Genomic DNA, 25,384 nt, shown 5'->3' on the forward strand with positions numbered 1-25,384 from the left:
AATGTCGACAGAAATTACCTATGATGGTGTCGAACAGTTGCCAATGCGCAAGTTCACGGAAGACGCCTATTTAAACTACTCAATGTACGTCATTATGGACCGTGCGTTACCTTATATCGGTGACGGATTAAAACCGGTTCAAAGACGCATTATATACGCCATGTCGGAGCTCGGTCTCTCGGCATCGGCGAAATACAAAAAATCCGCTCGTACGGTGGGTGACGTGCTGGGTAAGTATCACCCGCACGGCGACTCAGCCTGTTACGAAGCGATGGTGTTGATGGCTCAGCCCTTCTCTTACCGTTATCCATTGGTGGACGGTCAAGGGAACTGGGGTGCGCCGGACGATCCGAAATCCTTCGCTGCGATGCGTTATACCGAAGCGAAATTATCAAAGTTTGCGGAAGTATTGCTGGGTGAGTTAGGTCAAGGCACCGTTGAGTGGCAGCCTAACTTTGATGGCACGATGAAAGAGCCGAAAATGCTGCCGGCACGTTTACCGCATATCTTGCTCAATGGCGTCACCGGTATTGCAGTAGGTATGGCCACTGATATTCCGCCGCACAATGTGCGCGAAGTGGCTGAGGCAACCATTCACCTGATTGACCACCCGAAAGCGGACCTCAATGATGTGATGGGCTTTGTGCAAGGCCCCGATTACCCAACCGAAGCTGAAATCATCTCGCCCAAAGCGGACCTAGAGAAGATTTATCGCACCGGTCGCGGCAGTGTTAAAATGCGCGCGGTTTGGCACAAAGAGGGCAGTGATATTGTGATCACCGCGCTGCCACACCAAGTCTCTGGCGCGAAACTGCTTGAGCAAATCGCCGCCCAGATGCGAGCGAAAAAACTGCCGATGGTGGATGACTTGCGTGATGAGTCGGATCACGAGAACCCAACGCGTATCGTGGTGGTGCCACGCTCCAATCGCGTTGACTGCGACCAATTGATGAATCACTTGTTTGCCTCAACGGATCTCGAGAAAAACTATCGTGTGAACTTAAACATGATCGGTTTGGATAACCGCCCTCAAGTGAAAGGGTTGGTGCAGATCCTCTCTGAGTGGATCGAGTTTCGTCGTTCGACGGTGCGTCGCCGCCTGCAATATCGCCTGGATAAAGTCATGGCGCGTTTGCATATTTTGGAAGGCTTGCTAGTCGCTTATCTCAACTTGGATGAAGTGATTGAAATCATCCGCACGGAAGATGAGCCAAAAGCCGTGTTAATGGCACGTTTTGGCATCACCGACATTCAAGCTGACGCGATTTTGGACACCAAACTTCGTCATCTCGCCAAACTGGAAGAGATGAAGATCCGTGGTGAACAAGATGAGCTACAAAAAGAGCGAGAAAAACTGGAGCAGCTGCTGGGTTCTGAACGTCGTCTCAACACCTTGTTGAAGAAAGAGATCAAAGCCGATGCTGAGAAGTACGGTGACGACCGCCGTTCACCTATGGTCGAGCGTGAAGAAGCCAAAGCGCTGACAGAGCGTGATTTAGTACCAAGTGAACCGATCACGGTCGTATTGTCAGAGAAAGGCTGGATTCGCCACGCGAAGGGCCATGATGTGAACGTGGAAAGCTTGAACTACAAGTCTGGCGATAACTATTTCGCTCATGCCTGTGGTAAGAGCAATCAGCCGGCGGTTTTCCTTGGCAGTGATGGTCGCAGTTACTCACTTGAATCGCACTCGTTACCTTCGGCGCGTAGCCAAGGTGAGCCGATCACCGGTCGTTTGAATATCAGTGCAGGTTCGACTGTTCGTCAGGTTGTGATGGGCGAAGAAGATCAGCTGTGGTTGGTGGGCTCTGATGCCGGTTACGGATTTGTTTGTAAAGGCAGTGATTTATTGTCGAAAAACCGCAGTGGTAAGGCGCTGGTCACCTTGCCTGCCAACTCGGAAGTGATGCCACCTCATGCCGTGGGCGATTTAGACAATGATGAAATTTTGGCCATCACCAACCAAGGTCGCATGCTCTTGTTCCCAATTAAAGACTTGCCTCAGCTTGGTAAAGGTAAAGGCAATAAGATCATTAATATCCCTGCCGCCAAAGCCAAAGAGCGTGAAGAGATTGTCTCTCACCTTATCGCAATGCCAAAAGGGGCAACCGTGACGCTGTACGCCGGTAAGCGCAAGTTGGGCTTGAAGCCTAACGACCTCGACAACTACCGTGGTGAGCGTGGTCGTCGTGGTGGTTTGCTGCCACGTGGCTTGCAACGAGTGACAGCCATTGAGATTGATGTAGGCAACGTCAGTTCGGACAGCGATACGTCGGAGTCTTAACGCTAAGATTATCGTGAAAGAAAAGCAAAATGCCCACCTTATTCGATAAGGTGGGCGTTTTATTTGGTTTATGTGTGGTCTAAAAGTCGCGTTAATTGAGACGAGTATCTTCGGCAATGGTCACAGACAGTGTCTTCTCTTCCCCTTTACGCAGAATGAGAACATCCACAACCGTACCCGGACGAAGTTCTGTCACTATGTCTAACACACTTTGACGACCATTGATCTTATTGCCGTCGATTTTCAAGATGATGTCTTGCGATTCAAACCCAGCTTGCGCGGCAGGTCCATTCGGGTCGACCCCCAACACCACGATGCCACCGAGATGCTCATTGCCGAGTAAACGCGATGTCACTGAGTTGATGTCTTGACCATCGATGCCGATATAGCCGCGAATTACGCGTCCATCGGCGATGATTTTTTGCATGATTTTATTTGCTAACGAGTAGGGAATCGCAAAAGAGATACCGTAGGTTTCGAGCTCGGTTGCTTGTTGGAAAGAGGCCGTATTGATGCCTACCAATTCACCACGAGTATTGACCAAAGCGCCCCCCGAGTTCCCCTCGTTGATCGCCGCATCGGTTTGAATAAAGGCTTGGTGACCATCGGCACTGATGGAGGAGCGACCGGTTGCGGAGATAATTCCAAATGTGGTGGTTTGCCCGAGATTGTATGGGTTACCGATGGCAAGCACCACATCACCAACTTTTGGTGTGTATTCTGGATTGAGTGGAATAACCGGCAGGTTACTGCCTTCGATCTGCAATATCGCGATGTCCGTACGGCGATCTTTCCCGACTAATTGCGCAGCGGCAACGCGACCATCTTGTACTGCGACGATGATTTGATCCGCCTGAGCGACAACATGATAATTGGTGATGATATAGCCTTTTTCACTGACGATAACCCCAGAACCTAGCCCCTGTGTCGAGAGCTTAGTGCGATCGGATTCGGTGTATTTTCGACTGTAAATGTTGACCACGGCTGGCGCAGCATTTCTAACCGCTTGGTTAAACGAAATTTGTTCACGGGAGAAGAGAGGAAGGTCAGTTGGCACATGTTTCGGTAAAATATTGGAGCGCAACGACGGAATCGCCAATAACAAGAGCAATGCTGTGATTAACCCCAATCCGACTGAGCGCAATAAAAATCGCAGCATGCTTTCCTCATTTGTTATTCATTTTCAACAGGTAAGTTGGCCAAGAATAGCACTAACCCCGTCAGACGTGAAGTTAGTGAGCGGCGCAGTGCGAGCATCAACAAAAAGGCAGCCGTGAGAAGGCTGCCTTAACGAAAGAAAATTTCGAACGGGTTAGCGAATCACAAGGTACAAGGTACGCTCACCACGTTGGATATTGAGTGCCAATACGCCCGGTTGTTTTTCCAGTGCGCTGCGGAACTCAGCCAAGTTTTTCACTCGTTTGCGATTGACGCCGATGATGATGTCGTCCGCTTGAAGCTGATACGCTTCCGCTTTCGAGCCTTTTTCAACCGAAGCCACTTTCACCCCTTGAACGGTGTCGCTCGCATTGGTGTTGGTCAGTTGAGCGCCCGATAGTCCTTCGTGCAGCTTATCGGCGGTGGTTTTCACATCGGTTTGTTCGCCTAGGGTGACATCGAAGGATTTTGACTTACCGTCACGCACGATACCCAAGGTGATCTGTTTGCCCGCGCCTAAGGTGGCGACTTTCGCTCTCAGTTCACTGAACGAGTTGATCTCTTTACCATTGACCGACACGATCACATCACCGGCTTGCAGCCCCGCGTCATCGGCAGCACTGTCCGGCACCACTTGTGAGACAAAGGCGCCTTTACTTGACTCATAGCCTAGTGCTTCTGCCAGCTCTGAGGTGATTTCACCGCCTTGTACACCCAACATGCCGCGTTTCACTTCACCGAACTCAAGAATTTGATCGGTTAAGTTGGTCATCATATTCGATGGAATCGCAAAGCCAATCCCGACGTTGCCGCCGTTAGGACCCAAAATAGCAGTGTTGATACCAATCAACTCCCCCTTGAGGTTGACCAAAGCCCCCCCAGAGTTGCCACTGTTGATCGCCGCATCGGTCTGAATAAAGTTCTCGAAGTTTTCGATATTGAGACCACTGCGTCCCAAGGCCGAGACGATACCCGAGGTCACGGTTTGGCCGAGGCCAAACGGGTTACCTATCGCGACGGTAAAGTCGCCGACGCGCAGCTGATCAGAATCCGCGATGGTGACTTGAGTGAGGTTCTTGGCTTTTTCTAGCTTGAGCAGGGCTACATCTGACATCTGGTCGCCCCCGACCAGCTCGGCATCATATTCACGACCATCATGCAGTTTTACGCGAATTTTTTCCGCGCCGTTGATGACGTGGTAGTTGGTCACGACGTGCCCTTTTTTAGCGTCAATAATGACGCCTGAGCCTAAGCCACGAAATGGACGCTCTTGCAGTTGCTCGGTAGGGAAGTCTGGACCAAAAAAGAAGCGGAACTGATCGGGGATCTGTTGACGTGATACTTGGGTACCTTCAACAGAAATGCTCACCACAGCGGGCGTCACTTTCTCAAGCATCGGGGCAAGAGAAGGAAGCTGCTCTCCATTGACGGAGAGTGGTAGGGCAGCGCTCGCCGGCATGGGGGCGATGATGGAACTTAAGCTTAAGGATAGAACGGTTAAGGCAAGCAAAGGTTTTTTCATCGGATACTCCTATTAAGTGAAGGCTCTCGTCTGATATTTGTACGTCAAAATCAAAACTCAATGGCCACTCATGGGAGTTATGACTCAAAAACCTTTGTAAAGTTCATGAAATTCAATCAAGAAGCTTTAGCAGACAGCACTTCTTTTTCATCGACGACAGGTTTCTTTTGTTCTTTAAGAAGACCCGTCGCACCTTGAGCGTAATCTTTAGGTGCCTCATCCATTGGTGTATCCACACTGTGTGTTTGCTCGGAAATTACCTCAGATTCTGTACTGGCTTGCTCTGTGATTTTTTTAACAAAAGGATTGTCTTGTTCAGGAATATTCGGCAAAAGCTCGCCAGAAGTCTTAGCCATGTGCTGGTAAAGCTTGGTGTACTCTTTGCCGAGGGCATCAAGCATTTCAGCCGTTTGGGCAAAGTGATCGGTAAGGTCTTGCTTTTGTTGCTCGAGTTGAAACTTAGTGTTGTCGAGGTCTTTTTGGATGTTCTTCTGTTTTTTGTAACCTGGAGTGCTGATACGGGAAAAAAGCACGCCTAAAACAGCACCAACAAGCAAACCTACGAGGGCGTAAATCCAAGGCATAATGGCTCCTTATGATTGTTATTTAACATGTTTTTTACGGATTGATTACACATGCTGTTTTGACATGGTACTATGACTTCCTGAGCCGATAAAGAAAAATGCGTGTGCTCTCGTTAGCAGTTTCAACGACTCCCTAATAGGCCGTGAAGTCATGACACCACTAGAGATTTACCAAAACGATATCCAAAAAAACGGTTTTCAGTCTGACCCTGCTCAGTTGCAAGCGGTGACAGCGCTGGATCGTCTCTATCACCAATTTATTGATTATCAAGCGCAGCCCCAGCCTCAAGTCACCGGCTGGAAAGCATGGTTTGGCAAGCGCGCTGCCACGCCTGTGATAGCGCCGAAAGGTCTCTATTTTTGGGGGGGCGTCGGACGAGGAAAAACCTATCTGATGGACACGTTTTTTGATGCGCTGCCCTCTGAGAAAAAAATGCGTGTGCACTTTCACCGTTTTATGTATCGAGTTCATGATGAGTTGAATCGACTAGGGGAAAGGAACGATCCGTTAGAGGAGGTCGCCGACATCTTCAAGGCAGAAGCGGAGATCATCTGTTTTGATGAGTTTTTCGTGTCGGATATCACTGACGCGATGATCTTGGGTACCTTGTTTCAAGCGCTGTTCAAACGCGGCGTCATTTTAGTGGCCACGTCCAATATTCCTCCCGATGATCTTTATCGAAATGGTTTGCAACGTGCGCGCTTTATGCCTGCTATTGAACTAATCAAAACGCACTGTGACATATTGAATGTCGACAGCGGCATTGATTATCGCTTGCGCACCCTTGAGCAAGCGGAAATTTACCATTTCCCTCTGGATGATAAGGCCAGTCAAAACCTGGACCACTACTTTCATCAACTGGTGGGTGATGGCAAGGTCGGTGAAGTGCGCATTGAGATCAACCACCGTCAGATAGACGTCGTACAAAGCGCTGAAGGTGTCCTGCATGCGACGTTTGCGCAGCTGTGTCAAAGTGCACGCAGTCAAAATGATTACATTGAGCTCTCTAAACTCTACCACACAGTGTTGCTGGCTGATGTGAAACAGATGGGCCACACCATAGACGATGCGGCGCGGCGTTTTATCGCGTTGGTGGATGAGTTTTATGAGCGTCATGTCACCTTGATTATCTCGGCGGAAGTGCCACTCGATGCGCTATACACCGGCGGGCAATTGGCGTTCGAATTTAAGCGCTGCCAGTCTCGTTTGATCGAAATGCAAAGTCATGAGTACCTAGCGCGCGAGCATTTAGCGTGACACGCTTGCGAGGGAAGGGAGAGGCGAAAAAAAAATGCAATTTTCACTGAAAAAAAGGTGATTTTTTCTACTGACTTCTCTATAATCTTGCGACCCACCGTTACTGCAGACCTTGATTATCGAAGGTATTTCGAGATAACGGGTCGAGAGAACCAACCACTCGAAGGGGTGTTGACTGGACTCTTAGTCAGTGGGAGCGAAAGCTCCTTTAAGTGTAAATTTAATAAATTAACGGGTTATTGTTAGCATGAAAACTTTCGTTGCTAAACCAGAAACTGTAAAACGCGACTGGTACGTTGTAGACGCTGAAGGTAAAACTCTTGGCCGTCTAGCAAGTGAAATTGCATCTCGCCTACGTGGCAAACACAAAGCTGAATACACTCCTCACGTTGACACTGGTGATTACATCATCGTTATCAACGCTGAGAAAGTTGCTGTAACAGGCAACAAGGCTAAAAACAAAGTTTACTACCGTCACTCTGAGTTCCCAGGTGGCCTAAAATCAATCACTTTTGAAAAGTTGATCGATCGTAAGCCTGAAATGGCGCTTGAGCTAGCGGTTAAAGGTATGCTTCCACGTGGTCCTCTAGGCCGTGCTATGTACCGTAAGCTTAAAGTTTACGCTGGCGCTGAGCACAACCATGTTGCTCAACAACCACAAGTACTAGACATCTAATCGGGGATTTCGAAAATGGCAGAGAATCAATACTACGGCACTGGCCGTCGCAAAAGCTCAGCTGCACGTGTTTTCATCAAACCAGGCAGCGGCAACATCGTAATCAACAAGCGTAGCCTTGATGAGTACTTCGGTCGTCCAACTTCTCGCATGGTTGTTAAACAGCCTCTAGAGCTAGTTGAATTGACTGAGAAACTAGACCTATACGTGACTGTTAAAGGTGGCGGTATTTCAGGTCAAGCAGGTGCTATCCGTCACGGTATCACTCGCGCTCTAATGGAATACGATGAGTCTCTACGTCCTACTCTACGTGCAGCAGGTTACGTCACTCGTGACGCTCGTTGCGTTGAACGTAAGAAAGTTGGTCTACGTAAAGCACGTCGTCGTCCACAGTTCTCTAAGCGTTAATCTTTCTCGCAAAGATTGGCGTCCAGTTTTTACTGGATTGTGGTCTCAAAAGCCTGGCTTCACGCCAGGCTTTTTGTTTTTTAGCCTCCCCCATTCTGGCTTTCCTACTACGCTTCTCAACTCTGCTTCAGCCGCTGTTCATCTTTTGTGACGTCATAGGCGAATTACTTGATGAATGTTACAAAAAGGTAGCTTTATCTTGTCAAAAAGTAGGGTTTTATTTATCATTTGCCATCAAATAAATACAACTAAATTCGTATTTTGTTAGCCATGCTCTTTAAGGGATTTTAATAGGGTCACGAGGCCCAGACCATAGGGAGCAAATGGGAGAATGTTTGGATGAGCAATGCGCCTTTAAATAACGGCCGCAGACGTTTCTTGACTGCGACAACTGCGGTTGTCGGTGGTTTAGGAGCTGCTGCTGTCGCCGTTCCTTTTATAAAATCTTGGAACCCAAGTGAAAAAGCAAAAGCTGCGGGTGCCCCTGTTGAAGTGGAAATCGGAAAGCTCGAAGAAGGGCAGATGGTTCGTGTTGAGTGGCGTGGTAAGCCTGTCTGGGTTGTCCGTCGTGCACAAGCCGTCGTCGATGGATTGAAAAACCTCGAAGGCCAACTTCGAGACCCGCAGTCAGGCGAAGAACAACAGCCTGAATATGCACAAAATGCCTACCGTTCTATCAAACCAGAGTACTTCGTTGCTGTGGGGATTTGTACACACCTAGGTTGCTCGCCGACTTATCTACCCGACACTTTTAGTGAGCAAGTGCAAGGCGTGAAATCCGGTTTCTTCTGTCCATGCCACGGTTCAAAATTTGATATGGCTGGTCGAGTATTCCAAGGCGTTCCGGCACCACTAAATCTAGTGGTCCCTAAACATATGTACCTGAGTGATACCAAAATCATTATCGGTGTTGATGAAACTGGGGAGGCATAATGCAAGCTCTACTTGATTGGGTAGAAAAACGCATACCCGCAATGAATGCGTACAAAAAGCACCTGTCTGAGTATCCAATGCCGAAGAACTTTAACTTTTGGTATCTGTTTGGCTCTCTAGCAATGTTGGTGTTAGTGAACCAGATCCTGACGGGGATTTGGTTAACCATGAACTACGTGCCATCAGGCGATGGGGCGTTTGCATCGATTGAATACATCATGCGTGACGTGGAGTACGGTTGGTTACTTCGCTACATGCACTCCACAGGCGCGTCTGCGTTTTTTGTTGTTGTCTACCTGCACATGTTCCGTGGTTTGATCTACGGCTCATATCAGAAGCCTCGTGAGCTGCTTTGGATCTTCGGTATGTTGATCTTCTTGGTCTTGATGGCCGAAGCATTCATGGGTTACCTGCTGCCTTGGGGTCAAATGTCCTACTGGGGTGCTCAGGTTATCATCTCACTCTTTGGCGCGATTCCGGTCATTGGTGATGATCTCACCCTTTGGATTCGTGGTGACTACGTTATCTCTGGCGCGACATTGAACCGTTTCTTTGCCTTGCACGTTATCGCTCTGCCAATCGTGTTGCTGCTGCTGATTGTGCTGCACGTTCTTGCGCTGCACGAGGTGGGTTCAAACAACCCAGATGGTATCGAAACTAAGCTGCCAAAAGGCTCAATGGGTGACGATTACCAACCTCAATTTAAATTCCATGAGTACTACACGAAGAAATACGACATCATCGACTCTATCCCGTTCCACCCTTACGGCACGGTGAAAGATCTGATTGGTGTAGCTGGCTTCTTGTTCCTGTTCTGTTATGTGTTGTTCTTCAACCCAGAAATGGGCGGTTACTTCCTTGAGCCGCCAAACTTTGAAGCGGCAAACCCACTGAAAACGCCAGAGCACATTGCCCCTGTTTGGTACTTTACGCCATTCTATGCCATCTTGCGTGCGGTGCCAGATAAGCTTATCGGTGTTCTTGCTATGGGCGCATCGATTGCTGTGCTGTTCATTTTGCCTTGGCTTGACCGTTGTAAAGTTCGCTCTTACCGCTACCGCAGTAAGTTCCATTTATTCAATATCATCCAGTTCACCATTAGCTTTATCGCCTTGGGTATTTTGGGTGCGCTTCCAGCGACCCCGACGTACACACTCCTTGCGCAGATCTTTAGCTTGGGTTACTTCATGTTCTTCGTCTTGCTGTTCTTCTACAGCAAAAATGAAGCGACGAAACCATTACCAGAAAGGGTGACATTCAAATGAAAAAATGGATTGTAGTTTTATTTGCAATGCTGCCATCGTTGGCAATGGCAGCGGGTGTGAGCGTTCCACTCGATAAAGCGAACAACGACATCTCAGATCAAGCGTCGTTGCAAAACGGTGCCAAGCTCTTTATGAACTACTGTTTTGGCTGTCACTCAGCTCAGTATCAGCGTTATGAGCGTGTTGGACGTGACATTGGCATTCCAGTGGATCTGCTCAAAGAGAACTTGATTTTTGACCCAGAAGCCAAGGTTGGCGACTTGATGGAAAATGCCATTCCTGAAGAGTCGGCCGCTAAATGGTTTGGTGCGCCACCGCCTGACTTGACGCTTGTCGCTCGAGTGCGTGGTACGGATTGGTTGTACACTTACCTACGTTCGTTTTATGAAGATCCCGCACGCCCATTTGGGGTCAACAACGTCGTGTTCCCAAGTGTCGGCATGCCGCATGTATTGGAAGAGCTGCAAGGCATTCCTAAACCCGTTTATGGAACCAAAGTCGTGAATGGTGAAGAGGTACAAGTGGTCGTCGGTATTGAATCGGATGGGACCGGCGAGCTTAACCAAGAAGAGTACGACAACGCGGTACGCGATTTGGTGAACTTCCTTGAGTACTCCGGTGACCCAGTCAAACTTGAGCGCCATGCGCTAGGTTGGTGGGTAATGGGCTTCCTAGTGATCTTTAGTATCGTGGTTGTGCTGCTCAAGAAAGAGTATTGGCGTGATGTGCATTAATTGTGCTATCATACTGCGCTAATTTCCAAATTTTTATGTTGACAATGGAGGCTTAGCCTCCATTGTTTTATTTATGTAAGTGTGCTGGAGGGCTCCATGGCTGTAGCTGCCAATAAACGTTCTGTGATGACTCTATTCTCAAGTGCATCTGATATGTATAGCCATCAGGTACGTATTGTTCTAGCAGAGAAAGGCGTAAGTGTTGAAGTAGAGCTTGTTGATGAAGCAAACCTACCTGCGGAACTTGGTGAACTGAACCCATACAAATCAGTACCAACCTTAGTGGATCGTGAGTTGTCACTGTATGACTCAAAGATCATCATGGAATACTTGGACGAGCGTTTCCCTCATCCTCCATTGATGCCGGTTTACCCGGTTGCTCGCGGTAACACGCGTTTGATGATCTACCGTATCGAGAAAAACTGGTACTCATTGGCTGAAAAAGTGCTTAACGGCACAGCTGATGAAGCAGAATCTGCACGTAACAAACTCAGAGTGGATCTTTTGACTCTTGGCCCAGTCTTCGCGGAATACGAATACTTCATGAGCGAAGAGTTCAGCTTGGTCGATTGTTACCTTGCTCCTTTATTGTGGCGTTTACCACAAATGGGAATCGAACTGGTTGGCCCAGGCTCAAAAGAGCTGAAGGTTTACATGAACCGTGTCTTTGAGCGTGATTCATTCCTAGCATCCTTGACTGAAGCTGAACGTGAAATGCGTCTAATGCGTTAATGGTTGGCATGGATATCGAGAAAATGACCCCACGCCGACCGTATATGCTTCGTGCATTTTATGACTGGTTGGTGGACAACGATTTAACGCCTCACCTTGTTGTTGAAGCAACATTACCAGGCGTTCGTGTACCGGAAGAGTTTATTCAAGATGGCCAAATTATCCTCAATATTGCGCCTCGCGCTGTGGGTAATTTGGAGCTGGGCAATGAGGCGATCACCTTCAGCGCCCGTTTCAGTGGCCGCCCACACTCTGTGATTGTGCCTCTTTATGCTGTTCAGGCCATCTATGCCCGTGAAAATGGTGCAGGGACAATGTTTGAACCCGAAGATGCTTACCTTGGTGAGATTGAAGAAAGCTTGGAAGATGAACCTCTATTCCCACTGTCTGTAGCGACTGAGGAAGAGGTCGAAGAGACTGAGCCAAGTGATGAACCACCTAGGCCCAAAGGTCGACCGAGTTTGCGTGTCATCAAGTAACGCGAATGAAACGATAGCAAAAAGCCGCATTCTGATGCGGCTTTTTTTATATATCGATTAGGGAACAGCTCGATTAGGGATAAGCGACGAGTCGTTTATTCGTTGCTTTCTGCAATCTGGAAGGCGCGGATGACTTGTTTTACCCCAGAGATATTGCGCGCAATGTCGGTCGCTTTATCGGCATGTTGTGGTGAGACATAGCCAAGCAAGAAGACCTCTTTATCCTCTGTGATCACTTTGATTTTGATGCCGCTCAGCTCAGAGTCGGTCAAGATCGCTGATTTCACTTTGGTTGTGATCCAACTGTCATGACTCACTTCGCCAGCACTCAGCGGTGCTTTGATGCGAATTTGGTTATAGACGGTTTTGACGCCTTTCACTTCACGAGCTTTTTGTTCAATTTGCTCACTCAACGCCGCATCGTTTGCTTGCCCCATTAGGACAACTGTTCCTTCGTAGGAGCTGGCGGTAACACGAGCATTACCGCGAACTGGCTCTTTGTTTGCGATTCCCGCCACTTCGAACTCAATATTATTATCGTTCCAGATCTCTTGTGTGGTGCGTGGGTCAATCACAATGGCGGCCGTTGTTGCAGCGCCAGCAATAAACAACCCGGCACAGCCTGTCAGGGATAGGCTGGCAATTAAAACAAAGATAATCGTTTTCAATGACTTCATGGCTTACTCTTCGTGAGCAGGAAACAACACTTGGTCAATAAGATCGCACAAGCAGTGCAAAGTCACCATATGAACCTCATGAATTCGCGCGGTTCTGTGAGATGGAATGCGAATTTCCACATCATGCTCACCCAGTAACCCAGCCATCTCGCCACCGTCTTTGCCGGTTAACGCGATGATGGTCATATCGCGAGTCACTGCCGCTTCCATCGCTTTGATGATGTTCTTGCTGTTACCGCTGGTTGAGATCGCCAGTAAAATATCGCCAGGTTGGCCAAAAGCACGCACTTGTTTTGAGAAAATCTCAGTGTAGTGGTAATCGTTGGCGACGGCGGTCAGCGTTGTGTTGTCGGCAGTCAGCGCCATCGCGGGCAGGCTAGGTCTTTCTGTTTCAAAGCGATTGAGCAAGCAAGAGACAAATTGTTGTGCGTTCGATGAGGATCCACCATTACCGCAACATAGAATCTTGTTACCGTTGAGTAAGCTTGCCACCATACCTTGCGCTGCGTGAGTGATCGCATCGGGTAGCGCTTCTGCGGCGGCAATTTGAATTTGAATGCTTTCTTTGAAACTGTCTTTAATGCTCTCTAGCATTGATTATCCTTGAGTGATTGCGTTTTTTATCCATTCGATTTGGCTACCTTGCTCATGAATTGCCACTAGGTCAAATCGAAAATGGGTATCGTGCACCGAAAGGCCATGCTTGAGGAGCCACACATTGGCGGCTCGCACGAGTTTTTGCACTTTACTGTAGGTCACGGTTTCAGCCGCATGACCAAACGAAGTGCTCTTTCGGTAACGAACTTCAACAAATACGATGGCGTCGCCATCGCGCATGATCAGATCTAACTCGCCGCTTTTCGCAGTAAAGTTGCGTTCAAGCGCGACTAACCCCTGATTCAGCAGGTGCTGCTCAGCCAGGCGTTCATAGTGTTCGCCGTGCGCGCGTTTATTGCGCACTACCGAGTTGAGCCCAGCTGATTTCACGTTGTACGACACAGTGCTCATCGATACTCAGAATTCCTGTTTGTCCTTCGACTGAGTAGCCTTCGATCACTTTCATTTGTGGCAGCACTTCCATCAGGGTGTAGGCGTCCATCCCCATCGCTTGAAGTCGTTTCTCCGCGTGTGAGCTGTTGGCCCACAGACTGTCCATCTGCTGCTTCAGGTGGGCATCAGGGTGGATAAGGAGTGGAATATCACTGTAGCTGACGCCCGTCAAATCCTCGTACTGACGTTGGCCGCTGTTGCTGCGAGAGTTAGAGTAGAGTGCAGGAGGCGTCGTGTCTGGGTTGATCGCCACTTCGATGAAGGGTTTGATTAGGGTAATTTCGGCACTGGTCGCCACGATGTACACCGCATCCACATCTCGACGGCTACGTGGCTGTGTTTCAAGTGGGACATTCAGTAGTGATTCCATTTGTGCGATGTTTTGCTGGCTCTCTTGCAAACCAAAAATGGTGTTGATGTTCTTTTGCAACTGGCGCTTGTCACCGAAGAGGCTCACTGCCACTTTATTCTCACTGTATTTATCCCACTCTTGTTCGAAGGACTCGACGACGCGCTCGCCCAAACGACCTTGCGGCGCAAGGATGAGTGGGTAGCGAGCGCCTTGTTCAAACAAGTGCTTCGCCGCTTGTGCCACCTCCTGTTCAGGAGAAAGCGCTAAGTAGCAGGTGTTGTGACCCAAGTTGGTTTCATCTGGAATATTGAGAGCCAACATCGGCAGTGAGTGGGCACTGGCTTGTTGTGCTTCTTGCAGCGCTTCGATGTTCTCTTTCAATAGCGGACCAACGATAAAGTCGATGTTCTTTTCGATTAGCGTCGCGTCTAAGTTCGCCATATCCAGTGTATTGGTATCAATGACGGTCAGGGTCGCGTTCTCATCACGCGCATCATCATTCATCATATTGAAAATAAACCCATCGCGAATCAATTGCGCTTGTTTAGCAAACTTGCCAGATAGAGGCAGCAGCAGCGCAGTGTTTACGGGTTTTGTAATATCGAGTGCCAGAATATCGCTGAGGGCTTGTGGCGTGTAAAGCGCGGCTGGATGGTCAGGATTACTCGCCATCCAACGTTCCAAGCGTGATTTTAATTGCGGAATGTTGCTGGCAAACGCTTTACTGTCATTGGCCAATTCTAGCCAACCTGTCAGTACGGTTTCATTCGGTGCCACGCGCAGTTTGGCAAGTTCAGACAGCGAGTACTGCGACAGGTTCTGCCAGACGCCATCGGCGATAGAGGCTTGCTCTGAGGCATTGAGTAGTTCGCTTTGGGCAATTAAGGATCGCGACGCGTCAAGGTAGAGACCTTGCTTGCTCTGCAGCGCGGCGCGTTTTTGATAGTACTCTTGCCACTGCTGACGAGGCAGTGACCAAGACACTGGAAAATTCAGCTGAGACAAGGCATCGCTGTGCTGACCTTGACTGATGAGCAAGTCGGCACGAGTCAATTGCCACTCTGCTTGCTGCTGTGGCGTGAGGCTTTGTCTCGCAAGGCGCTTAATCAGTAACTCTGACTGCACCACGTCACCGGCCTCAACGGAGGCTTTCAGTGCCATGATCAACCAATCCACTTGCAAACTGCCGGTCGTGCTGTCTGCCCGCATTAGGTAGGTTTCTACCGGTTGAGAGGGATCGAGTAAAATATCGACAGACTGCGGCGTTTTCGGCGATGAGGAACACGCAGCCAATGTAATAGCGAGTGCTACAGGAGTAAGTAAGCGTGTTACACTTGGGCGCTTATGGTGATTGTTAGCCATGAGTTCTTTCGTAATTCCGTATAAAATTGTGTCTATATTAATCGTTGAAGTGATGGTAAACAAATGACAGATAGCAAAACCTTACCGACAGAGGTGCCAACCCTCTACATTGTACCCACCCCGATCGGTAATCTGGGCGACATTACTCAGCGAGCGATAGAGGTGTTGTCATCGGTGGATTTGATTGCTGCAGAAGATACCCGTCACACGGGTAAGCTGCTGTCTCACTTCAATATCCCAACTCGAACTTTCGCCCTCCATGATCATAATGAACAGCAAAAAGCGCAAGTGTTAGTTGATAAATTGTTAGCTGGGCACTCCATTGCGCTGGTCTCGGATGCAGGAACGCCACTGATCAGTGACCCAGGTTACCATTTGGTCACTCAATGTCGTCAAGCGGGCGTCAAAGTTGTGCCTTTGCCTGGAGCATGTGCGGTGGTCACAGCATTAAGCGCCTCCGGTCTCCCCTCTGACCGTTTCAGTTTTGAGGGATTTCTGCCTGCCAAAAGCAAAGGTCGTAAAGACAAGTTCTTAGAGATCGCAAAGGCAGAGCGAACCTGTATTTTTTATGAGTCGCCACACCGCATTCTTGACTCTCTTGCTGACATGCTGGAGATCTTAGGCCCTGAGCGTGAAGTGGTGTTAGCGCGAGAGCTGACGAAAACGTTCGAAACCATTCAAGGCATGCCACTCGGTGAGCTCGTTGATTGGGTGCGCAGTGATGAAAACCAACAAAAAGGCGAAATGGCGCTGTTGGTTCATGGTTACCGTGCCGACAGTGATGACGGCCTGCCGGATGAAGCTACCCGCACCCTGGCTATTTTGACCCAAGAACTGCCGTTAAAAAAAGCTGCGGCGCTGGCGGCTGAGATCTACAACCTGAAAAAAAATGCACTCTATAAGTGGGGGCTGGAACACCTCTAATCTAGCCAAGTTGTTGGTTATTTGGGCGCTCACACACATTCCCCTAGACAGGATGATGGCTTCTCTATACAATCCGCCACCGGAGTCGACTCGGTAGCCGCTGCTTTATTGATGTCCCCTTACCTTGTGTGGGGGAGACTGATGAAGGGGAGGAAAGTCCGGGCTCCATAGAGCAGGGTGCCAGGTAACGCCTGGGGGGCGTAAGCCTACGACAAGTGCAGCAGAGAGAAGACCGCCGATGGCTCAATTTCTTCGGAATGAGCACAGGTAAGGGTGAAAGGGTGCGGTAAGAGCGCACCGTGCGACTGGCAACAGTTCGTAGCAAGGTAAACTCCACCCGGAGCAAGACCAAATAGGCCTCCACATTGCGTTGCTCGCGTAAGGGGGCGGGTAGGTTGCTCGAGCCAGTGAGTGATTGCTGGCCTAGACGAATGGCTACCACCGTGCAAACGGTACAGAACCCGGCTTATATGTCGGCTCCACCTTTTTAAGACCCATCGTAACTTAGGTTATGATGGGTTTTTTGCTTTACGCTGACGAAATTTATTTTGTAAGCAATAAACTTAGCGCAAAATCACGCCTTCCTTGTGTCTAAAGGTGGCGAATGAGCGTTAAATCAGTACACTGGAACCCTTAGCGCGTGAATGCGAGAGCAAACCGAGATAACTATGACCGAAGCATTTAAACACATATCCGTCTTACTTCATGAATCGATTGATGGATTGGCCATTAAACCTGATGGCGTCTATATCGATGGCACATTTGGACGAGGTGGTCATAGCCGTACGATTTTATCTCAGCTTGGTGAAAACGGACGCCTTTATAGTATTGACCGTGATCCACAAGCGATTGCAGAAGCCAACAAGATTGATGATCCGCGATTTACCATCATCCATGGCCCATTTTCAGGCATGGCTGAATACGCGAAACAGTATGATCTCGTGGGTAAGGTGGATGGTGTGCTGCTTGATCTTGGCGTGTCATCGCCACAGCTTGACGACGCAGAACGCGGCTTCAGCTTTATGAAAGATGGCCCCCTCGATATGCGTATGGATCCTACTTCCGGCATGCCTGTCTCTCAATGGCTCGCACAAGCAGACCTTGATGATATTACTTGGGTGATTCGTGAGTTTGGCGAAGATAAGCATGCTCGCCGCATCGCCAAAGCCATTGTTGCCTATCGTGAAAACGAAGAGAACGAGCCCTTGGTGCGCACCGGTCAGCTGGCGAAGCTGATTTCCGACGCGGCTCCGAAAAGCTTCAAAGAGAAAAAACACCCAGCGACGCGCGCCTTCCAAGCCTTTCGAATCTACATCAACAGTGAGCTTGAAGAGATCGACACCGCACTCAAGGGCGCCGCGAGCATTCTTGCGCCGCAGGGACGCCTGTCAGTGATCAGCTTCCACTCTCTTGAAGATCGTATGGTGAAACGTTTTATCCGCAAAGAGAGCAAAGGCCCAGAGGTGCCACATGGCATCCCAATGACTGAAGCGCAGATTCGTGCGCTTGGTAGTGCCAACCTCAAAGCGGTGGGTAAGGCGATTAAACCGAGCCAACAAGAAGTTGAGCTCAATGCGCGCTCGCGCAGCTCGGTGCTAAGGATTGCCGAGAAACTGTAACCTCCTATGAGTCAGGCAAAAGGGAACCTCGCTAAAATTATCGCACTCGATCTACTGACTGTAGGTCGAGTGCCGCTGCTTTTATTGATGTTGATTTTTTCCAGCGCTATGGCGGTGGTCTTTACTACCCATCACACGAGACAGGCGGTCACTGAGAAAGATAGTGCTCTTGGTGAGCGAGAGCGCCTTGATAACGAGTGGCGCAACTTGATCTTGGAAGAGACGGCTCTGGCTGAGCACAGCCGAGTCCAAGATGTGGCGATCAAAGAGCTCGAGATGAAGCGCCCCGATTCAGACAAAGAAGTCATCATTACACTCCCATGAGCAAAAAGAACGTCGAACCCATCAAACCGCAAGAAACGGACACTCCGGCGAGCCTAATTCGCTGGCGCTTTTATTTGGTGCTATTTATTGTGTTCTGCATTTTTATGGCGCTCGTTGCTCGTATTGCGTTTATTCAGGTGGTTGAGCCGGGTAACTTGATCAAACAGGGCGATCTTCGCTCAGTGCGCGCGAAAACCTTACACTCGGCGCGCGGCATTATTTCTGATCGTAATGGTGAGCCGCTGGCGGTCAGTGTGCCCGTTGAGGCTGTGTGGGCCGATCCGGTCAACATTTTCAAACATGGTGGCCTGAGCGATATTGATCGTTGGCACGCGCTGGCCGATGTATTGGGCCTTAAGCGCGAGGAGCTGATCGACAAAATTAATCGTAACCGCTCAAGGCGCTTTGTCTATTTGCAACGGCAAGTTAGCCCAGCCATGGCCAATTACGTGCGAGAGCTGAAGCTGTCTGGCGTAGGATTAAAAGCGGAATCACGTCGCTATTACCCCGCGGGCGAAGTCAGTGCGCACTTAGTGGGGGTGACGGGAATTGATGGTCACGGCCTCGAAGGGGTTGAGCGCAGTTATGATAAATGGCTCACCGGAGAGGCGGGTAAACAGATCATTCGTAAAGACCGTTATGGCCGAGTTGTTGAAAATATTTCACTCGAAGAGCGTGAAGAGGGCAAACCGCTTGAACTGACCATCGATCAGCGCATTCAAGCGATTGCGTATCGAGCGATTAAGCAGTCGGTCGCCGATCACCGTGCGACGTCAGGATCGGCTGTGGTGCTTGATGTACAAACGGGCGCGGTGTTGGCGATGGTGAATGCGCCGTCCTACAACCCCAACAATCGAAGTGACCTTCAATCAGCGAAAATGCGCAACCGCGTGATCACCGACGCATTTGAGCCGGGCTCAACCGTGAAACCCTTTGTGGTATTAGCGGCACTTGACAATGGCAGCGCCGATGCCAATACAGTTATCGATACCGGCAATGGCGTGTTTGAAATTGGTGGCAGCAAGGTTAGAGATACGTCGAAAGTGGGCAAAGCCGATCTGACGACCATCTTGCAGAAATCGAGTAACATCGGCGTGACCAAACTGGCACTCGATATGCCGCTTGAGGCTCTGCTTGGTATGTACAGTTCGGTCGGATTTGGTCAACCTTCGGGATTAAACTTGGTCGGTGAAACCTCCGGTATCTTCCCCAATCGCCGTCGCTGGTCGAAGTTTGAAATTGCGACCTTATCATTCGGGTATGGCTTGACCATTACCCCGCTCCAACTGGCGCATGCGTACTCCACCTTGGGCAACTTCGGCGTCTATCAGCCCGTGCACATCATAGAGAACAACCAACAAGATTTTTCACGTCAGGTCATTGACAGCGAGCACGCGAAAATGGTGTTGAGAATGCTAGAAACTGTCACACAGCCGGGCGGCACTGCAACCAAAGCGGCAGTACCGGGCTATCGAGTTGCGGCGAAAACCGGCACATCACGCAAAGCGATCGCGGGGGGATACGGAGATGAATACTTCGCCTATACCGCGGGGGTAGCGCCGGCCAGTAAACCGCGAGTGGCGCTGGTGGTAGTGATTAATGAGCCTCAAGGTGATAACTACTACGGAGGCTCGGTCGCGGGTCCCGTGTTTGCTGAAATTCTCAAAGGGACATTGCAACTGCTCAATGTCGCCCCTGATGAAAACCGATTTAAAAATGAGTAAGTGAGAGAGCCAATGCCAACAACACTCACATTAACGCAATTATTACGACCTTGGCTTGAGTTGGGCGATGAGCTCGCGATACCTGTTCGCCAACTTGAGCTCGACAGTCGCCAAGTGACCAAAGGATTGACCTTCGTTGCCATCCAAGGTCACGCTTTGGATGCGAGGAAGTTTATTCCGGCTGCGATTGCTCAAGGGGCCAATGCCGTTATTGCACAGGCGTGTTCGCGTGCTCCGCATGGTCTGGTGGAATACATTCAGTCGGTGCCCGTAGTCTATGTTGATGCACTTGATCAGCGTTTATCTCAGTTGGCGCTCTCCCTATATCCAGTCGCAGGGAATCATCTGATTGGCGTCACTGGTACGAACGGCAAAACCACAGTGACGCAGCTCATCGCTCAATGGTTAGAGCTGCTAGGGCAGCGCGCGGCGGTGCTCGGCACTGCGGGTAATGGTTTTCTCGAGAACTTGCAGCCTGCGGTCAATACCACAGGCAGTGCCGTGACGATTTGTCAGATGCTGTCTCAGCTTCAGCAGCGAGGTGCACACTACACTGCGATGGAAATCTCCTCTCATGGTTTGGTTCAAGGCCGGGTGAAAGCGCTTCCGTTTGCAGCGGGCGTGTTTACCAACCTAAGTCGTGATCACCTCGATTACCACGGCACGATGGATGAATACGCTCGTGCTAAGCAAATGCTCTTTACTGATCATGCCTGCCAGCACGCGATCATCAATGCCGATGACGCCGTCGGTGCTCAGTGGCTGACTGAGCTTGATCACGCGACGGCGGTTTCTCTCTCTCCAACGACCCACAAACGTGCCGTGTTTGCTCATCATGTATTGTATTCAGAGCAGGGTATCGAGCTGCACTTTGATGGTCTCTATGGCCAAGGTGAGCTTCAGGTGCCCCTCATCGGCCAGTTCAATGCCAGTAACGTGCTTGTGGCGATGACGACGCTGCTTGAATTGGGTTTTGATAAATCCGCCTTGATGGCGACGGCGCCTCAACTAGAGCCCGTCATTGGACGTATGGAGCTGTTCGCTTCACCCGGGAAAGCGAAAGTGGTGGTCGATTATGCGCATACGCCAGACGCATTAGAAAAAGCATTGCAAGCGCTGCGCGTTCATTGTCACGGCAAACTGTGGGCGATTTTCGGTTGCGGCGGCGATCGGGATACGGGTAAGCGTCCAATGATGGCTTCGATTGGTGAACAACTGGCTGATCAGGTCATTTTGGCCGATGATAACCCACGTAGCGAGGATCCTAAGGCCATCGTGCAAGATATGCTGGATGGCATGGCGAGGCCACATCTAGCGATTGTCGAGCATGATCGCTATCAAGCCTTGCGTTACGCGCTCGCCAACAGCCAAGCGCAAGACATTATCTTGCTTGCAGGCAAAGGCCATGAAGATTATCAAGTTCTGGCAGATAAAACCGTGCACTACTCTGATCGTGAGTCGGCGGCAGAGCTATTGGAGTCTCCTTTATGATCACTATGATGTTATCTCAATTAGTCGAGCCACTGTCGGCGGAGTTGATTGGCCAAGATGTGGCGATCGAGAGTGTGTCAACTGACACGCGTGCCATCGAAACGGGCGCGCTGTTTGTTGCCTTGGTCGGTGAGCGTTTTGATGCGCACGATTTTGCGGCCAAAGCCGTTGATTCCGGCGCGGCGGCGCTGTTGGTCAGTCGAGTTTTGCCGCTTGATATCCCTCAGCTATTGGTCAAAGACTCCAAAGTGGCGCTAGGGCAGTTAGGCGCCTTCGTTCATCAGCTATGCCAAACCCCGACGGTGGCGATCACAGGAAGCTGCGGTAAAACCACGGTGAAAGAGATGGTCGCTAGCATCATGACTCTTCAAGGACAAGTGCTGTTTACTGCGGGTAACTTCAACAACGACATTGGTGTGCCGTTGACCTTGCTCCGTTCGACACCGGAAGATGATTATGCCGTGATTGAACTCGGCGCCAACCACATTGGTGAAATCGCCTATACGACCGCCTTGGTCAAACCCGATGTTGCCCTCGTGAACAACGTTGCGGCGGCGCATTTAGAAGGCTTTGGTTCGATTGAGGGCGTGAAGCAAGCAAAAGGGGAGATCTACCAAGGGCTTGCGCCTGGCTCTGTGGCGATCGTCAATCTCGATAGTCATGGTGGTGAGCATTGGAGCGGTGTCTTGGCCGATAAACAGGTCAAAACCTTTTCTATGACCGATGCAAGCGCAGATTACTTTGCTACTCACGTGGTGTTAAACGCGATGGGTGAGGCAAGTTTTATTTTGCGCACTCCAAGTAGTGAGCTGAGCGTCAAACTCGGTATTATTGGTCAGCACAATGTTGCCAACGCACTGGCTGCGGCGGCTCTGGCGAAAGAGTTAGGTGCCAGCGATGAGATGATTGTCAAAGGGCTAGAAAGTCTTGCCAAAGTGAAAGGGCGCGTTGAAACCGTCGCATTGACCGACGAGATTCGTCTGATCGATGACAGCTACAACGCCAGCGTCCCCGCCATGAAAGCGGCGGTGGATCTCTTGTCGAGTTTTGATGGGACGCGCTGGCTAATTTTGGGGAATATGGCAGAGCTTGGTGACGAAAGCCTTGCACTTCATCGTCAAGTCGGTGAACATGCTGCCCCCTTTAACTTCCCTTATGTGTTGACCTATGGTGATGACGCAGAGGTTATCAGCCAGGTTTGCCAGGGGACACATTTTTGCTCTCATGAGAGCATGATTGATTATATTAAGCAGCAGATAAAGACGCACCAAGGGCCACAAACTTTGCTGGTCAAAGGTGCCAATAGCGCCGGTATGTTTAAAGTCGCGGCTGCTGTGAAGGAGATGTTTGCATGATTATTTGGCTTGCGGAGCTGCTACAGCCATACTTTTCATTTTTTCGCCTGTTTGAATATTTGTCGTTCCGAGCCATTGTCAGTGTATTGACGGCCTTAGCGATCTCTTTGTGGATGGGGCCTCGTATGATTCGCCGATTGCAGATGTTGCAAATTGGTCAGGTGGTGCGTAACGAAGGGCCAGAGTCACACTTTAGTAAGCGTGGCACGCCAACCATGGGCGGTGTGATGATCTTAACAGCGATCATGACAACGGTTCTGCTTTGGGCGGATCTGGCTAACCCATATGTTTGGGCTGTGCTCGCCGTACTTGCGGGCTACGGCGCCGTGGGGTTTGTCGATGACTATCGCAAAGTCGTGCGCAAAAACACCGATGGCTTGATCGCGCGCTGGAAGTATTTCTGGCAATCCGCGATCGCATTAGTGGTGGCGTTTGCACTTTATGCTCACGGTAAAGATACCGCAGCGACACAACTGGTGGTGCCCTTTTTCAAAGATATTATGCCGCAGTTAGGTCTGTTCTATATCGTGCTGACTTATTTTGTGATTGTCGGCACTAGCAACGCGGTCAATTTAACCGATGGTTTGGATGGGTTGGCGATCATGCCAACGGTACTGGTTGCTGCAGGTTTTGCAGCCATTGCCTGGGCCACTGGTAACGTTAATTTTGCCAATTACCTGCACATTCCATACGTGCCTCACGCATCAGAGCTAGTCGTCGTGTGTACGGCGATCGTGGGAGCGGGGCTAGGCTTTTTATGGTTTAACACCTACCCTGCACAAGTCTTTATGGGCGATGTCGGTTCACTGGCTCTTGGCGGTGCGCTTGGTACGATTGCCGTGTTGGTGCGTCAAGAGTTTGTATTGGTGATCATGGGCGGCGTGTTTGTGATGGAGACCTTATCGGTGATCCTTCAAGTGGGCTCATACAAACTGCGTGGACAGCGTATTTTCCGTATGGCGCCGATTCACCATCACTACGAGTTAAAAGGCTGGCCGGAACCTCGGGTTATCGTTCGTTTTTGGATCATCTCTATCGTACTTGTTTTGATTGGGCTGGCGACGCTGAAAGTTCGCTAATCCCCGCTTTGTTTCGCCAATAGGATAAAAGGAATGGCCATGCGCGAGTCTATTCATGCCAATCTCTCTCGATGGGAGTCGATTCACCACGTCGTCGTGGTTGGCTTGGGTATCACCGGTTTGTCGGTGGTGAATTACCTTAAGCGTTTACCGAATGCGCTCGACATTAAGGTGATCGATACGCGCCAGTGCCCGCCGGGTCAAGAGTCGCTGCCGAGTGATGTTGCATTGCACAGTGGTGGATGGCAAACGCAATGGCTAGAGCGTGCAGACTTGGTCGTGGTCAACCCGGGTATTGCGTTGGCAACGGCTGAAATTCAGCAAGTGATTGCTAAAGGCACGCCAGTCGTGGGCGACATTGAGCTTTTTGCTTGGCATGTCAGCAAACCGGTGATCGCGATTACTGGCTCGAATGGCAAAAGTACCGTCACGGATCTGACGGGGTTGGCGGCGAACGCTGCGGGCGTCAAGACCGCCGTGGGTGGAAACATCGGCGTTCCCGCACTGGATCTGCTAAAGCAAGAGGCGGATCTTTACGTTCTTGAACTGTCGAGCTTTCAATTAGAGACGACCTCTTCTTTGCATCTAGTGGCCGCGGCTTTTCTCAATCTGAGTGAAGACCATATGGACCGCTACTCTGGAATGGCGGCGTATCGTGCGGCCAAACTGCGCATTTTCGACCATGCCATCAAAGGGGTTGTGAATGCAGACGACAAGCAAACCTACCCAGATCACAACGCTTGCGACCTAGTGACGTTCTCACTCAAGCAAGAGGCGGATTACCATTTACGTCAATCTCAAGGTCGTGACTGGATTGTATGTCAAGATAGTCCTATTTTAGCGACCGATGAGCTTGCTCTGGTGGGCCAACACAATGTTGCGAATGTGATGGTGGTATTGGCGCTGCTAAATCAAGCGGGTATAGAGCTCCAGGGAGCCTTACCGGCTATCAAGGCTTATCAAGGTTTAACACATCGTTGCCAAGTGGTGGCTGACAAACGCGGCGTTAAGTGGGTCAATGATTCTAAAGCGACCAATGTTGCCAGTACGTTGGCGGCGCTATCTGGGCTATCCTTGACAGGACGACTCTACCTACTTGTCGGCGGTGTCGGTAAAGGGGCGGATTTTTCCGAATTGGCATCGCCACTGTCGAAGCTCAACGTGCAGCTTTGCTGCTTTGGCGTGGATGGTGAGGCGTTTATGCCCTTGCATCCTAGTGCCAAACGATTTGACCGTATGAGTGATGTGATTGAGTGGGTCGCCCCTCAGCTCAGCGAGGGTGACATGGTGATGCTTTCACCGGCTTGTGCGAGCTTTGATCAGTTCAACAACTTTATGGTGCGCGGTGATGCATTCCGCGAGCTTGCTCTCACCTACGCATAACAGCAAGGACG

At 50.1% G+C, this 25,384-nt stretch carries 24 protein-coding genes and 1 other RNA gene; 18 read left to right on the forward strand and 7 right to left on the reverse strand.

The features are described 5' to 3' along the window. Position 1: 1 nt before the first annotated feature. Complete coding sequence (gene parC, locus AC6R0R_RS09405) at positions 2 to 2,284, forward strand: DNA topoisomerase IV subunit A (protein WP_500626503.1); 2,283 nt, start codon at positions 2 to 4, stop codon at positions 2,282 to 2,284. Between the two features lie 91 nt (positions 2,285 to 2,375). Here parC and degS read toward each other — a convergent pair whose 3' ends face one another. The 3 genes from degS to zapG form a co-directional block, all read right to left on the reverse strand. After that, positions 2,376 to 3,443: an outer membrane-stress sensor serine endopeptidase DegS gene (gene degS, locus AC6R0R_RS09410; RefSeq protein ID WP_487901332.1), complete on the reverse strand. Its 1,068-nt coding sequence runs from the start codon at positions 3,441 to 3,443 to the stop codon at positions 2,376 to 2,378. A 153-nt stretch (positions 3,444 to 3,596) separates the two neighbouring features. Then, positions 3,597 to 4,964, reverse strand: coding sequence for a DegQ family serine endoprotease (locus tag AC6R0R_RS09415; RefSeq protein ID WP_334554305.1), 1,368 nt, complete (start codon positions 4,962 to 4,964; stop codon positions 3,597 to 3,599). A 116-nt stretch (positions 4,965 to 5,080) separates the two neighbouring features. Further along, positions 5,081 to 5,548 (reverse strand): Z-ring associated protein ZapG, encoded by a 468-nt coding sequence (gene zapG, locus AC6R0R_RS09420; protein ID WP_487901331.1) that lies wholly within the window; start codon positions 5,546 to 5,548, stop codon positions 5,081 to 5,083. A 151-nt stretch (positions 5,549 to 5,699) separates the two neighbouring features. Between zapG and zapE the strand changes: the two genes are divergently transcribed. The 8 genes from zapE to sspB all read left to right on the forward strand — a co-directional run bounded on the left by zapE (position 5,700) and on the right by sspB (position 12,033). Further along, on the forward strand, positions 5,700 to 6,806 hold the full coding sequence (gene zapE / locus AC6R0R_RS09425; RefSeq protein WP_500626504.1) for a cell division protein ZapE: 1,107 nt from the start codon (positions 5,700 to 5,702) through the stop codon (positions 6,804 to 6,806). 247 nt (positions 6,807 to 7,053) lie between these two features. Continuing rightward, positions 7,054 to 7,482 carry a 50S ribosomal protein L13 gene (gene rplM, locus AC6R0R_RS09430; protein ID WP_005372872.1) on the forward strand — a complete coding sequence of 143 codons (429 nt, stop codon included), beginning with the start codon at positions 7,054 to 7,056 and terminating at the stop codon, positions 7,480 to 7,482. 15 nt (positions 7,483 to 7,497) lie between these two features. Then, positions 7,498 to 7,890 (forward strand): 30S ribosomal protein S9, encoded by a 393-nt coding sequence (rpsI, locus tag AC6R0R_RS09435; RefSeq protein ID WP_005436094.1) that lies wholly within the window; start codon positions 7,498 to 7,500, stop codon positions 7,888 to 7,890. Between the two features lie 339 nt (positions 7,891 to 8,229). After that, on the forward strand, positions 8,230 to 8,823 hold the full coding sequence (petA, locus tag AC6R0R_RS09440; RefSeq protein ID WP_334554311.1) for a ubiquinol-cytochrome c reductase iron-sulfur subunit: 594 nt from the start codon (positions 8,230 to 8,232) through the stop codon (positions 8,821 to 8,823). Beyond that, positions 8,823 to 10,088, forward strand: coding sequence for a cytochrome b (locus AC6R0R_RS09445; RefSeq protein ID WP_334554312.1), 1,266 nt, complete (start codon positions 8,823 to 8,825; stop codon positions 10,086 to 10,088). The genes petA and AC6R0R_RS09445 overlap by 1 nt, the downstream gene beginning before the upstream one ends. After that, complete coding sequence (locus AC6R0R_RS09450; protein WP_487901329.1) at positions 10,085 to 10,822, forward strand: cytochrome c1; 738 nt, start codon at positions 10,085 to 10,087, stop codon at positions 10,820 to 10,822. The genes AC6R0R_RS09445 and AC6R0R_RS09450 overlap by 4 nt, the downstream gene beginning before the upstream one ends. Positions 10,823 to 10,918: 96 nt before the next feature. Further along, positions 10,919 to 11,554 (forward strand): stringent starvation protein SspA, encoded by a 636-nt coding sequence (gene sspA / locus AC6R0R_RS09455; protein ID WP_334554316.1) that lies wholly within the window; start codon positions 10,919 to 10,921, stop codon positions 11,552 to 11,554. A gap of 8 nt (positions 11,555 to 11,562) precedes the next feature. Beyond that, entirely contained in the window at positions 11,563 to 12,033 is a 471-nt protein-coding gene (gene sspB, locus AC6R0R_RS09460) for a ClpXP protease specificity-enhancing factor (RefSeq protein ID WP_334554318.1), read from the forward strand. A 95-nt stretch (positions 12,034 to 12,128) separates the two neighbouring features. On the opposite strand, the gene AC6R0R_RS09465 is transcribed toward sspB, so the two are convergent. Genes AC6R0R_RS09465 through AC6R0R_RS09480 form a run of 4 tightly spaced genes read right to left on the reverse strand, consistent with a single transcriptional unit; the run spans position 12,129 to position 15,474 of the window. Then, on the reverse strand, positions 12,129 to 12,710 hold the full coding sequence (locus AC6R0R_RS09465; protein WP_500626505.1) for a BON domain-containing protein: 582 nt from the start codon (positions 12,708 to 12,710) through the stop codon (positions 12,129 to 12,131). A gap of 3 nt (positions 12,711 to 12,713) precedes the next feature. After that, positions 12,714 to 13,304 (reverse strand): phosphoheptose isomerase, encoded by a 591-nt coding sequence (locus tag AC6R0R_RS09470; RefSeq protein WP_334554322.1) that lies wholly within the window; start codon positions 13,302 to 13,304, stop codon positions 12,714 to 12,716. A 3-nt stretch (positions 13,305 to 13,307) separates the two neighbouring features. Next, positions 13,308 to 13,718 carry a YraN family protein gene (locus tag AC6R0R_RS09475; protein ID WP_500626506.1) on the reverse strand — a complete coding sequence of 137 codons (411 nt, stop codon included), beginning with the start codon at positions 13,716 to 13,718 and terminating at the stop codon, positions 13,308 to 13,310. Continuing rightward, entirely contained in the window at positions 13,660 to 15,474 is a 1,815-nt protein-coding gene (locus tag AC6R0R_RS09480) for a penicillin-binding protein activator (protein WP_500626507.1), read from the reverse strand. The genes AC6R0R_RS09475 and AC6R0R_RS09480 overlap by 59 nt, the downstream gene beginning before the upstream one ends. A 63-nt stretch (positions 15,475 to 15,537) precedes the next feature. Between AC6R0R_RS09480 and rsmI the strand changes: the two genes are divergently transcribed. From rsmI to murD, 9 genes are all read left to right on the forward strand, one after another. After that, complete coding sequence (gene rsmI, locus AC6R0R_RS09485; protein WP_500626508.1) at positions 15,538 to 16,398, forward strand: 16S rRNA (cytidine(1402)-2'-O)-methyltransferase; 861 nt, start codon at positions 15,538 to 15,540, stop codon at positions 16,396 to 16,398. 81 nt (positions 16,399 to 16,479) lie between these two features. Beyond that, positions 16,480 to 16,883: RNase P RNA component class A (gene rnpB, locus AC6R0R_RS09490), an RNA gene on the forward strand. Between the two features lie 183 nt (positions 16,884 to 17,066). Beyond that, positions 17,067 to 18,017, forward strand: a complete 951-nt coding sequence (rsmH, locus tag AC6R0R_RS09495) for a 16S rRNA (cytosine(1402)-N(4))-methyltransferase RsmH (protein WP_500626509.1) — start codon at positions 17,067 to 17,069, stop codon at positions 18,015 to 18,017. Positions 18,018 to 18,023: 6 nt separating this feature from the next. After that, a complete protein-coding gene (ftsL, locus tag AC6R0R_RS09500) occupies positions 18,024 to 18,341 on the forward strand; it encodes a cell division protein FtsL (RefSeq protein ID WP_500626510.1) in 318 nt (105 codons plus the stop codon). Further along, on the forward strand, positions 18,338 to 20,065 hold the full coding sequence (locus tag AC6R0R_RS09505; protein ID WP_500626511.1) for a penicillin-binding transpeptidase domain-containing protein: 1,728 nt from the start codon (positions 18,338 to 18,340) through the stop codon (positions 20,063 to 20,065). The genes ftsL and AC6R0R_RS09505 overlap by 4 nt, the downstream gene beginning before the upstream one ends. A 12-nt stretch (positions 20,066 to 20,077) precedes the next feature. Next, entirely contained in the window at positions 20,078 to 21,556 is a 1,479-nt protein-coding gene (gene murE / locus AC6R0R_RS09510; protein ID WP_500626512.1) for a UDP-N-acetylmuramoyl-L-alanyl-D-glutamate--2,6-diaminopimelate ligase, read from the forward strand. Next, complete coding sequence (locus tag AC6R0R_RS09515) at positions 21,553 to 22,911, forward strand: UDP-N-acetylmuramoyl-tripeptide--D-alanyl-D-alanine ligase (RefSeq protein ID WP_500626513.1); 1,359 nt, start codon at positions 21,553 to 21,555, stop codon at positions 22,909 to 22,911. The genes murE and AC6R0R_RS09515 overlap by 4 nt, the downstream gene beginning before the upstream one ends. Beyond that, positions 22,908 to 23,990, forward strand: coding sequence for a phospho-N-acetylmuramoyl-pentapeptide-transferase (gene mraY / locus AC6R0R_RS09520; protein WP_334554339.1), 1,083 nt, complete (start codon positions 22,908 to 22,910; stop codon positions 23,988 to 23,990). Before AC6R0R_RS09515 ends, mraY begins: the two co-directional genes overlap by 4 nt. Positions 23,991 to 24,029: 39 nt before the next feature. Beyond that, positions 24,030 to 25,373 (forward strand): UDP-N-acetylmuramoyl-L-alanine--D-glutamate ligase, encoded by a 1,344-nt coding sequence (gene murD / locus AC6R0R_RS09525; RefSeq protein ID WP_500626514.1) that lies wholly within the window; start codon positions 24,030 to 24,032, stop codon positions 25,371 to 25,373. The last annotated feature ends 11 nt before the right edge of the window (positions 25,374 to 25,384 follow it).

The sequence above is a fragment of the Vibrio sp. R12-SW3-ISO1 genome (assembly GCF_059834005.1).